At 36.0% G+C, this 12,047-nt stretch carries 10 protein-coding genes; 5 read left to right on the forward strand and 5 right to left on the reverse strand.

The annotated features are described in order from the left end of the window. The first annotated feature begins 179 nt into the window (after positions 1-179). The 5 genes from FYC62_RS17900 (at position 180) to FYC62_RS16490 (ending at position 7,245) form a co-directional block, all read left to right on the forward strand. Positions 180-1,691: a SusC/RagA family TonB-linked outer membrane protein gene (locus FYC62_RS17900; RefSeq protein WP_149075728.1), complete on the forward strand. Its 1,512-nt coding sequence runs from the start codon at positions 180-182 to the stop codon at positions 1,689-1,691. Further along, the gene (locus FYC62_RS17905) at positions 1,654-3,258 is read left to right on the forward strand and encodes a SusC/RagA family TonB-linked outer membrane protein (protein ID WP_262713574.1); all 1,605 of its coding nucleotides are present in this window, start codon (positions 1,654-1,656) and stop codon (positions 3,256-3,258) included. Before FYC62_RS17900 ends, FYC62_RS17905 begins: the two co-directional genes overlap by 38 nt. A 5-nt stretch (positions 3,259-3,263) precedes the next feature. Beyond that, complete coding sequence (locus FYC62_RS16480) at positions 3,264-4,817, forward strand: RagB/SusD family nutrient uptake outer membrane protein (RefSeq protein WP_149075730.1); 1,554 nt, start codon at positions 3,264-3,266, stop codon at positions 4,815-4,817. Between the two features lie 140 nt (positions 4,818-4,957). Beyond that, positions 4,958-5,908: a glycosyl hydrolase gene (locus FYC62_RS16485; RefSeq protein WP_149075731.1), complete on the forward strand. Its 951-nt coding sequence runs from the start codon at positions 4,958-4,960 to the stop codon at positions 5,906-5,908. An 80-nt stretch (positions 5,909-5,988) separates the two neighbouring features. Beyond that, a complete protein-coding gene (locus FYC62_RS16490; RefSeq protein WP_149075732.1) occupies positions 5,989-7,245 on the forward strand; it encodes a PDZ domain-containing protein in 1,257 nt (418 codons plus the stop codon). Between the two features lie 79 nt (positions 7,246-7,324). On the opposite strand, the gene FYC62_RS16495 is transcribed toward FYC62_RS16490, so the two are convergent. The 5 genes from FYC62_RS16495 to FYC62_RS16515 all read right to left on the reverse strand — a co-directional run bounded on the left by FYC62_RS16495 (position 7,325) and on the right by FYC62_RS16515 (position 12,042). Beyond that, the gene (locus FYC62_RS16495; RefSeq protein ID WP_205943738.1) at positions 7,325-8,233 is read right to left on the reverse strand and encodes a HipA domain-containing protein; all 909 of its coding nucleotides are present in this window, start codon (positions 8,231-8,233) and stop codon (positions 7,325-7,327) included. 37 nt (positions 8,234-8,270) lie between these two features. Next, complete coding sequence (locus tag FYC62_RS16500) at positions 8,271-8,600, reverse strand: HipA N-terminal domain-containing protein (protein ID WP_149075734.1); 330 nt, start codon at positions 8,598-8,600, stop codon at positions 8,271-8,273. Beyond that, complete coding sequence (locus tag FYC62_RS16505; RefSeq protein WP_149075735.1) at positions 8,587-8,799, reverse strand: helix-turn-helix transcriptional regulator; 213 nt, start codon at positions 8,797-8,799, stop codon at positions 8,587-8,589. Before FYC62_RS16505 ends, FYC62_RS16500 begins: the two co-directional genes overlap by 14 nt. 233 nt (positions 8,800-9,032) lie before the next feature. Next, positions 9,033-11,153: a glycosyl hydrolase gene (locus tag FYC62_RS16510; RefSeq protein WP_149075736.1), complete on the reverse strand. Its 2,121-nt coding sequence runs from the start codon at positions 11,151-11,153 to the stop codon at positions 9,033-9,035. A gap of 10 nt (positions 11,154-11,163) precedes the next feature. Next, positions 11,164-12,042, reverse strand: coding sequence for a glycoside hydrolase family 16 protein (locus tag FYC62_RS16515; RefSeq protein WP_149075737.1), 879 nt, complete (start codon positions 12,040-12,042; stop codon positions 11,164-11,166). Positions 12,043-12,047: the final 5 nt, after the last annotated feature.

Consider the following 12,047-nt stretch of genomic DNA (forward strand, 5'->3'; position numbering starts at 1 on the left):
TAAGTAGAATATTAAAAAAGCGTCCTATTATCTAAACAAACAAGATGTTAGGGGGTTATTTCTATTCAAAAGCGGGTGTAATTTATATCAATCTATTTAACTCATACTAACAGATTGAAATACTATTGATACGTTTACATCAACCAATTAAACCAGATTGTAAACTAATTAATTCTTGTATGAAGTTTTATACCCTTTTAGTATTACTGCTAATTTTGAACACCGCCTTAATGGCACAAAATGTAATTAGCGGAAAAGTCGTTTCAGACGACGATAAGTTACCTCTGCCCGGGGTAAGTGTGAAAATCTCAAAATCAAATGCTGGAACTTTAACAGATGTTAATGGTAATTTCAAAATATCGGCTAAGCCAGATGATGTTTTGATTTTTTCTTTTATAGGTTTTGATAGTAGAAGTGTAACCGTAGGAAATCAAACAAATTTATCTATTTCATTGCGTTCATCTAATACTGTATTAGATGAGATTGCTGTAGTAGGTTATGGTACACAGAAAAAAGTAAATTTAACAGGTTCTGTACAAACATTACGTTTAGATAGTGCTGTAAACACTCCAGTTACTAACTCAGCTCAGTTGATGTATGGTAAGTTTTCTGGGGTTCAATTAACTCAAGGTAGCGGACTTCCTGGTTCAGATGCTTCATCAGTTATTATTAGAGGTATTGGTACTTTTGGTAATTCTAACCCTCTTGTAGTTATTGATGATATACAGTATAGTGGCTTAGGAGCCTTCAATAACTTAGCTCCTTCAGATATTGAAACCATTTCTGTTTTAAAAGATGCTTCTGCTAGTGCAATTTATGGTGCTAGAGGAGCCAATGGGGTAATAGTTGTAACCACTAAAAAAGGTAAAAGCGGAACTTTAGATGTAAGCTATAATGTTTATCAAGGTTTCCAAAATGTAACGGTAGTACCAGAATACTTAGACGCAGTAGATTACACTATTTTAAGAAACGAGCGTGATATTAACTTAAACGGTGCAAACGCCCCTATAAGATACTCTCCTGCTAATATTCAAGCTATTATTGATGGTACTAATCCAGACCAGTATTCAAATACAAAATGGTCTGATGTTATCTTAAGAACTGCGCCAATACAAAACCATTATTTATCTTTTGCTGGTGGAAATGATAAAACTACTTTCAGAGTTTCTTTAGGTTATTTAAATCAAGAAGCTGTTGTAAGAGGTAAGTTTGAAAACGAAAGGTTTAACTTAAGTTTAAATATCAACTCTAAACTAAAAAGCTGGTTAACGGTTTCAAATGTTACTAATGCCTACTGGACTAAATTTAAAGGTCCTTCTGGTGGCGCTGGTGCTATTACAGGTGAAACTGGTATCATCAATCAATTTCAACGCTCTGCACCAACAATACCAGTTTATTACTCTTCAGGAGAATATGGTACAGTAGATGGTTCTTATCAAAATGTGAACTTTAGTTACCCTATAAACCATCCATTAAGAAGTGGCGAATTAGGAGATCACAGTAATGATGATATTAACATTGCTGAAAGAATAGGTGTAAAAGCCAATATCACTAAAAATCTATCTTTTGAGACTAGTGGTGCCATCAACTTAAATTATGGAATGGTATCTAACTTTACACCAAGATTTAACACTTTAGATTTCAACGGAGACATTGTTTCTGCTGCTGCAAATAATACTTTATCTAAATAGTACAGATCTTAACTACAGATTGTTAAATGAGAATATTTTAAGATACACTAAAGTATTTGGTAAAGACCATGATGTTAGCATACTTGCAGGGCACTCAGTTATTTACGGTAGAAGCGATTCTTTTAGCGGTTCATTACAAGGTTTCCCATCAGATTTACTACAAGAGTTCAATGCTGGGGGAGTGCTAAATCCTTCGGTAGCTGGTGGTGCTAATGAGGAATCTTTACAATCCTTCTTCTCAAGAGTTAACTATGCTTACAAAGGCAAGTATCTATTTGAAGTTAACTTTAGAAGAGATGGTTCGTCTAGATTTGGTCCTAACAGAAGATATGGTAATTTCCCTTCAGCTTCTGCTGGTTGGAGACTGTCAGAAGAAAACTTCATGAAAAACCTTACTTGGGTGTCTGAGTTGAAATTAAGAGGTAGCTGGGGTATAACAGGTAATGATAATATAGATAATTATATTTATGAGCAATATTTAAATACCAATTTAGATTACTTCGTAGGAGGCTCAGTAGTGCCCGGAGTAGCTTTAACCAGACTTTCTAACCCAAATATTTCTTGGGAACAAGTAGAGCAATTTGATATTGGTCTTGATGCTGATTTATTTAAGAATAGATTGTCATTTTCTGCAGATTACTTTAGAAGAAGTAGTTCTGAGGTATTGTACAGCAACTTTCCAATTCCTGCTACCGTAGGTGTAAACAGTTTATCTGCACAAAATGCAGCTAACATGGTAAATGAAGGTATAGAGGCAAACTTAAGTTTCCGTGGAAAAATCAACGAGTTTAATTATACTTTAAGTGGAAACGTATCCAAATTTGCTGATAATAAAGTTACCAGCTTAGGCTTTAGAGGTGTTGAAACCATCAGTGGTAATAACATCATTAGAATAGGTCAGCCATTTAATGCTTTCTATGGTTATAAAGTAGAAGGTATTTTTCAAACAGCTGATGAGGTTACAAATGCACCAAGACAGTTTGGTTCGCCATTAACGCGTCCAGGAGATTTCAGATATGCAGATTTATCAGGCCCTGCTGGCGTACCAGATGGTATTATTGATGCTTTTGATAGAACGGTAATTGGTAATCCTTTCCCATCTTGGTTATATGGCTTTAGTGGTAATTTTAATTATAAAGGGATAGATTTAGCGGTAACTTTCCAAGGTGTACATGGTTTAGATCGTATTTTAAACAGTAATGGTCAACAACCAATGCCAGATGATAGAAATAACGGATTATCCTATTGGTTAAACAGATGGACACCTGAAAATCCATCAACAGAATTACCTCGTCTTGGAGGTGTTAACAATACTGTTATTTCTGATTTTTATGTACAGGATGTTTCTTTCTTAAGATTAAGAAACTTAGAGTTGGGTTATACTATTCCATCAACATTAACCAAAAAATACGGAATATCTAGACTTAGATTCTATTTAAGCGGCCAAAATATCTTAACCTTCACAAAGTTAGAAAATTTTGATCCTGAGCGTGAAAGAGGTGGAGCTACAGATAGATTAACCCCTCTTTACAAAATTTATTCATTTGGTTTAAACCTTAAATTTTAATAGGTATGAAAAAGATATTAATAGTTAGCTTATTTTTTGCCCTTGCGGGATGTAAAGAAAGCTATTTAGAAAGAAGCTCTTTAGTTGCTGTTACATCAGCAAGCTTTTGGCAAAATGAAGCCGAAGCAAAACTTGGTGTTAATGCTATTTACGATGCTTTACAAGATAGACCTCAATACAGCGGTACATTAAACGTATCCAATGCAGCAGGCTTCCCCATGTACGATTGTTTTGGAGACAACGCTTTTAATAACTACAGGTACGAAGGTCCAGGAGACTATATGGTACGTAATATGGACCCTAGCAAAGGTTTCTTTAACGGTTTATGGAACTCTAGCTACAGAGGTATAGCAAGAGCTAACTTGGCTTTAGAGAATATTGAAAAAATACCTTTATCAAGCATATCTGCCGAGAGCAAAAAAACACTTCTAGCGCAAGCCTTATTCTTAAGGTCTTTATTTTACATGAACTTAGCTATCTACTTTGAAGATGTGCCTTTAATATTAAAAGTACAAAGTTTAGATGAGGCTTATGTTGCTAAAAATACATATGCAGAAGTATCAGAGCAAGTAATTAAAGATTTAACAACAGCTATAAATGATTTACCTACAAGTTACCCTTCTGCCGAATATGGTTATGCTACAAAAGGTGCTGCACTAGGTTTATTAGCTAGATTTGAGCTTTATAATAAGAACTATCAAGGAGTTTTAGATGCTACACAACAAATGTCAGCATTAGGTTACTCTTTAAACTCTAGTTATGCACAATTATTTACAGAAGATGGTGAGCTTTCTAGAGAAATTGTATTTGCTGTAAGGTTTTTCCAAGATGCAATTTCTAGTAATGGAGAGTTATTCTCTGCAACTTTTGAAGGTATTCCAAGAGTTAATGAGCAACCTATGAGGAATTTAGTAAGAGATTACTATTGTACAGATGGTAGACCTATTACGACATCTCCATTGTTTAATCCGGCTAACGAAAAAGCTAACAGAGACCCAAGACTTCTTGCTTCTGTTTATTTTAGAGGTGATGTTTGGTTAACTAGCCCTTTAAGGACTTTTGCAGGAAACACTGCTACTGGTTATGCTCGTAAGAAGTATATAAGAAATGGTCCTTCTGCTATTGGTATAAGACCATTTAGTCCAGGAGGTCAAGATTTTATTGTACTTAGATGGGCAGATGTTTTATTAATGAGAGCAGAGGCATTAATTGAATTAAACAGATCAGCAGAGGCGGCTCCATTAATTAATCAAGTAAGAGCAAGGGTGAATATGCCGTCTATAGCACAAGTAGAAGGGGCTAACAATGCCGTATTAACACAAACAGATTATAGAAATATTTTAAGACGCGAAAGACGTGTTGAGTTAGCTTTTGAAGGATTAAGATTTTTTGATTTAAAACGTTGGGGCGAAATGCAACAAGCTGTAGCCAGAGCCGTAGCAGATAATGTTCCGGGTTATGCGCCTCTTTACGAAGGTAAGAAATCAGAGATTTTTGGTATCCCTCAAACAGAACTTGAAGCTAATGAATTTTTAGTGCAGCATCCTGCATGGCAATAGAAAAGGTGTAAGTAGGCTGCAAATTATTGTCATGAACTTTGATGCCTAGTATCACTTTTTATAATCTGTTTAAAGTTTGATCTCGTAATTGAACTTTAAACAGATGTTTTAATCTTATTATAAACCAATATAAAATTGATATGAAAAATGTAAAACTCTCATTTATATTCTTAGGCTTAATTAGCCTAATTGCTATTTCATGCTCTAAGAAAGAAGCAGAGGTTAGAAGAGCGCCGATAGTTCCGCCTACGGAAGTGCCGCCAACTTCAACAGTTACAACGGGTTTAACTATATCTCAAGGCGCTAATTTGGCAGAACCAAAGTTTGATTTAGAAGAGTATTTTGTATACACTTCTGGTGCTCAAAGTACTGTTAATTTTAAATCACTTCCTGCTACTTATAATGATAAAATCAAATCTATAAATATACCAAGAGGTTATATGGCTGTTTTATCCGAGAACCAAAATGGTACCGGAGAATCTATTTGTTATGTAGCTGCTGTAAATGATATCAGAGCAAACTTACCACAAAGGTTAGTTGATAAAGTTTCCTTTGTAAGATTTGTGCCAATCAATAATGTTAATAAAAAAGGTCTTGGCCTAGTTGTAGCCAATGATATTAATGCTATAAACAGCGCTTGGTATTATAATTGGGGTTTAAATCCTTTTGCTTCACCAAATAAACAACATGTTCCTATGACATGGGGCAAGGGTTCTGCTACTACAACTACAGCTTTAGATCTTATCGCAAGAAAAAATATAGATCATTATTTATCTTTTAATGAACCTGATAATAGAAATCAATCAAATATTGTAGATATTGATACAGCTATTGCTAGATACAGATTGATGCTACAAACAGGTTTAAGAATGTGCTCACCAGCAGTAGAGCAAGATAATGCTCTTGATGCTGCGGATTGGCTTCCAAGATTTATGGCAGCTGCCACGGCACAAAAACTTAGGGTTGATGTTGTTGCTTTACACTGGTATGACTGGGGCAACGAAAGGAATAATTTAGCTACACCTGAGGCCACTGCCGCAGCTGCTCTAACTAGGTTTAAAAACTATATAGAAAGAGTAAGAATAGCATAATATTTTTAAGCAAATACAACAAAAACAACAGCATTACAGATAATCATATTTATGATATTGGCGCTAGTGCTATCGCTTTTGTGGGTAGTGCCGATGCTGTTCGCTCGCCCGCTTTTAGGTATGAACAGTTTGTTCCTTGGGATAAAATGGATTTTGAAAAAGGACCTAAAAATTCCATTTATCCTCAATATTGTATCGCCAAAGGGAATCTCATTCATGATATTGGTACCATAGAAAAGCAGGTTGCTGGTGTACAAATTTCTATGGCGGCACATATTACGGCAAGCTACAACTCTATTTATTCGGTTCCACGCTCTGGCATAAACGTAAGCGAGGGAACTTGGGGCGGACATATTATAGAGTTTAATGATGTTTTTAAAACGGTGCTTGAAACTGGCGATCATGGCGCTTTCAACTCTTGGGGGAGAGACCGTTATTGGCGACCAAATCGTCGTATTATTGATAGTATTGTGGCTGCCCGGCCGGGTATAGAATTGTTGGATGTTATTGACCCTATCATCATCAGGAATAACCGTTTCCAGTGCGACCATGGCTGGGATATTGATTTAGATGATGGAAGTAGCCATTATGAGATTTATAATAACCTTTGCTTAAGCGGAGGTTTAAAACTTAGGGAAGGCTACCAACGCATCGTTAAAAATAATATCCTTTATAACAATACTTTTCACCCACATGTATGGTTAAAAAATAGTCGGGATGTGTTTAAAAATAACCTGGTAATGTCGCCTTATGCGCCCATTGGGATGGCTAATTGGGGTCATGAGATCGACTCCAACTTCTTTTTCTCTGAAGAGGGATTAAAGAAAGCGCAATCTTTAAAACAGGATGAACACAGCAAATTTGGAAATCCTGATTTTGTGGATGCAAAAGCTGGAAATTTTCAGGTAAAAGCTAATTCTGCTGCATTGGAGACAGGCTTTAAAAACTTCCCGATGGTTTTTGGAGTAACCAAACCTGCATTAAAAAAAATAGCAGAATCACCAGTGCTAAGTTCCATGCCTATGTTGAGCGAAGAAAAAGGAATGCAGATCAATTGGCTGGGAGCAAATTTGAAAAACGTAGAAACTTTAGGCGAACGTTCTGCAGCTGGTATTCATGATAACAACGGGGCATTGCTACTAAACTTAACAGAAGCCTCTTTAGCAGACAAAAGCGGACTGAAACCCGGTGATGTCATCATCAAATTAGGAAATAACGCCATAAAATCAGTTAACGACCTTTTAAAAGCTTATCAAAGTATTAAATGGACGGGGCATGCTAAGGCTATAATTGTAAGGAATCAGGGGGAGCAGATTATTGAAATTTTGTTTAAGTAGGGGATTAAAACGGTTGAAATTTGAAAGAACAATTCTCCGCAGGGTCATCTTTAAAGAGAGGTCCTGCACTCAAAAGATTTTATAGTTCTATCTGTGCTGACTTCTTCTTAATTAATTCCTTGTAATTGGATTTAACTTCTGTAGGGAGAAAGCTTTGATCAATTATTTTTGTCCATTCCATGCTTAGTGTTCGATATTTTTTGAAAATATTTTCAATTACTTTATCATCTAAAGATGCTTTCATGGCTGTTACAAAGTCAGCTTTTTTTAGTTTTTTCTTCTTACCATTCAAATTTAAAGCAAGCTCTTCATCATCGTCCTCTACAACTAGCTCGGAGGCCACCAAGTCATATGCGGGGCAAAGCTGAAATCCTAATTTGGGTTTAAAGAGCGAGAAATTTTTTAAATGCATGTCATTGTTACCAGTTAAAAAACTAAACAAAACCAATTCGTAAAAGTCAGTAATATCTAAGCCGGGGTTACTGGAGTATTTATTAATAGTTTTTGCAATTTGTTCGTACGAGCCTTTGTATTTATGTTCGGTTAATCTTTCAGTCAACTGGCACATATCTTCCATCGGCAGCTTTCTTCCCTGGTGTCGGTCAATTCGTTTGGTGATGTATGCCAATTTTCCCGATTTCATCCTGATAAGGGAGTGTGGTACGGTTTTAATTTTACTAAACTCCGCTAAATGCATGGTTAAATCCTCATTTTCAGGCAGGTTTTGATAGAATTCTGTTTGTGGTTTCAGGATATATTCTCCCCATAAACCTACTATAGTAAACCTATCAGGTGCATCATTACTCTCCGTTATTCCGAGAGATAGTTTAGGTTGAACTCCAGTCACTGTTTTCTGAGATTTCACCACTTTTTCTGCAAGTTCCAAGAGTTGTTCCTCTGCAAAATCAATTATTGGAGGAATCGGTTTCCCGAAAAATTTTTTACTGCACTTTTCGTGAAATCCGTTTTGCCCAGCTATAGATTCCATTTCAGTAGGAGATAATTCCTGATAACAGTATAAACACTTATGCTTCATCTTCAGTAATTGCTTCTATTGATACTGCTCCTATGCAATCTTGGCAAGTATGTAACAATACATCCATACGGTCTCTCACATTTAGTTTCCAATTCTTCTGGGCTATATCTAATAGCCATCCTTCGGGAATTAAACCATCAAAAAAGGGAAAAAGTGTATTACTATCATATCCTTTTTCTTGTAGCGGAAGCGTTAAACTAATGGCTTCTGACCCGTCAGCTTTTATATAGACAGAATCATATTGAAAGTGATAGCCATTCTCATCTTCTGATAATATACCAGCTAATTTATTATACATATAAACTCTAGCCCTCTTCATTACGTTTCTTTGGTACTGGTTGCAGTTCATGTCCAAATAAGGACAGAACTTGATTAACTTTATCCAGTCTAAGTGATTCTTTGCCTTGCTCTAAATCCCTTATAAACCTTAATCCTACACCTGCTTTAAAGGATAAATCTTCCTGAGTTAATTGGTGTGATTTTCTCCTCTCTTTTACAAACTGACTTAATTTACTCATAGAAGATTCCTTTGATAACAATAGGAAATTACCTATTTCTATACCCGTTAAGGTATAAAAGTAAGAAAAATTTTATAATTATACCCGATAAGGTATAAAACTAAAAATTTATGCAACACTATACCCTTTCGGGTATAATAGTAGCTACTTATGATAATTAATATAGGAGTTTGCGTAGGATTCTCAGCGAGGACCTTGCGCAAACATATTCTGAAAGGTTATTAACTCAATACTTATGGATTCACCACAAACTTCAAAGCTATATTTTTCTCAGCGCCACTTAAGGTGATGACGTAGATATTATTGGCTTCTAGTTTCCCCGAAGTATCTAAGTTAACCAAGTTCATGCCGTTTCTCAAAAGAACTTTATCATTAAAAATTCTTTGTCCTTTTAAATCAAAAATGCTGAGGTTAACAGTTTCATCTTTTGCCCAATTTAACCTTAACTGAGTAGCTTTTAAATCGCTATACACGTTTAAATTATCTTCTGAATTTGCCAATTGGAAATTAACAGCAATGGGAGGGAAAGTTTCTGTTTTACCATCCAAATCTGTTTGCGAGAGTTGGTAATAATTAACCCCATTAGCCGGGAATTTATCCCTAAAGTTATAATTCTGCAATTTAGATGAATTGATTGCACCTTTTATGGAAGCAATTTGGGTGAAATCTTTTCCGTTGCTGCTATGCGATAAGGTGAATTTTTCGTTATTAACTTCAGTACTGGTTTTCCAATTTAAATTTACCCCATCCTTGCTGGCTTCGCCAGTAAAAGATAAAAGCTGGATAGGTAATGAAGTAACTTCTACCAAAGAAACGTCATCTAAATACGCTATATCGGCAGTTTTATTAAATCTCAACCTGATAGATGTTTGATTAGCTGGAACCGTATAATTGGCAAATAAGGTAGTATTGCTTGATGATGTTGTGGTTAAAGGAGTAAAAGTTGTTGCAGCCTGATCACTTCCGTTTACAATGGTGCCACTAAAAACGCCACCTCTGGTTGGTCCGGCGCCACCGCTTGCCCCAGCAGCAGATTGTATCCTTGCTGTAAACTGTAATTTATAGGTTTTACCCGGCACTACCGTTATCGCATCTGATGTTAAAGTTCTGTTGTTTGTTGCAGAAGCAAACCTCATGCTGGTAATGTTGATTTCATCTACAATTTCTTTTACAAAATCTGCGGTATGAGCAGTTGTCCAGCCATTTATAAATGATGTCGTATTCTCAAAATCTCCATTAAAAACTAAATTTGCAGGAGAAGAGGCAAGATTGGTAGACCTAGTGTCAATAATATTGCTAGTTAAACTTGCGGTAGAAACATGGTCTTTATAGGTTTGCCCTAAAGAAGTAAGCGTTCCGTTTACAGAAGCAGGAAAAGTAGTTTCAAAGAAATAAGCATATCGCTCAATCCTGCTATCACCTTCTAAATAAGGTAAGGCTACTCTCATAAAGGCGTCTTGTACAGCTGCTGGTCTATTCACATTGGCATTAAATTCTGTTATCCAAATGGGTTTTTTATAACGATTATAAACTGCATCTATATAATTTTTAAAGCGAGTTAAGAGGCTATTAATATCTGGATTAGCGTTTGTTGATGATGACCAATTCCCCCAATCATACCAATGTATGGCAACAAAATCTATCCTTGCATCATCAGCTTCAGCAATTGTGGTAAAGTCAGATAGCCACCTGTTCCAGTTTTCTTCTTTGGTTGCTGGCGAGCCCATCCTATAACCTGTTCTCAGTAAATTTTTGTACACAGGCAACGCCACATTTACGTCGGGAATATTTGCCTGCGAAGTGCCATCAGGTTCGTTAAAAGCTAATAAGGTATTTACATCTGTTCTGGTTGGGTAGGTGTTTAAGTTCAAGAAGTTATTAGCCAAATTGATATTCCAGGCCATCAATACAAACTCGTTATTTGCTGTACTTACATCTAAAGCACCCCAATCATAAAACCAACTTGGGTTTACGTTTGCAACTAGATTATTGTCTTTTGTACCCATACCTTTTTTAGAGATATTACGTATAGGCATTACCCTTATAAAAGATACTTTATCTTGTAAAACAGCTGCTAAATCAACTGTTACGTTACTGGTAACAGCTATATAATTGAAGCTTTTTCCAGTCCCATCTTCATTCTCAGCCAGTGTAGCCATGTAGCCCATATCAAGTTTGATAGATTTGATTTGGTTGTTAAGTCCGCCGGGTATATTAGTCCCAATATGGATACCCGTGGCAGCACAAACTTGGCCTGTACCTCCTTGGCTGATATTTGGATAGATGGTTAGTTGTGCGTTTGTAATTTTGCAAACGCTTAAAAATATAAATATAAATGAGAGTTGCTTTACCATGATAGTTTGTTTAATTGTTTTTCTGGTACACCCTTACGTAATCCACTTCATAAGTCATGGGAAACTTAGATAGTGAAGGGTCTCCACCGTTTTCGCCTCCTATGGCTAAGTTTAAAAGGATATAATGTTCTTGGTGAAAAGGATTAAAACCATCCGGATTATTGGTGTTAGTGATAGAAATATCGTTAATCAACTCATCATCAAGATAAATTTTAATAGCTTCTTCATCCCAATCCATTCGCCAGATATGAAATTTCTCTAGCCATTTTGGGTCTTTCTCTAAAAAGTAAGTGATGGGTAGCACCTTACTATTCCATTTTGCCTCCGAGTTAATGCCTAAATGTGCGGCATTAGCTAAAATACTTTGTCGGTTGTTTTTGATGTAGAACTCCATAATATCAATTTCCCCATTTGCTGGCCACCGTTCTTTGTTGCCTAAAGTCCATATAGCTGGCCAGGAGCCTTTAGCAGAATCTATTCTAGCTCTAACTTCAAACCTGCCGTATTTCCAAGATTTTAAGCCTCTGGTATTGATACTTGCAGAAGTATAATCTCCAAAAGCTCTGTTTTCCCTCCAATCTTTACTATTTACATCATAATTGGGGTTTTTAACCTTTTCTTTTAATGCCGTTATGGTAAGTATGCCGTTTTTACAAGAGGCATTTTTTGCTTGGTACCACTGCAATTCGTTATTACGTTTGAAACCTGTTTCATAAGCCCAATATTTAACATCGGGTTTACCCTTTTTGTTAAACTCATCATGCCAAACCAATTGATAGTCTTTTAATTTTTTCGGACGAGAGAAATCTGCTTTAGTAGCACTATGTTGCTGACTGTAAAGCGTTAAAGAAGCTGATAAAATAAAGAGTGTAAAAAAGGTGTTTTTCATGACTT

This window comes from Pedobacter aquae (assembly GCF_008195825.1).
Lineage (GTDB): Bacteria > Bacteroidota > Bacteroidia > Sphingobacteriales > Sphingobacteriaceae > Pseudopedobacter > Pseudopedobacter aquae.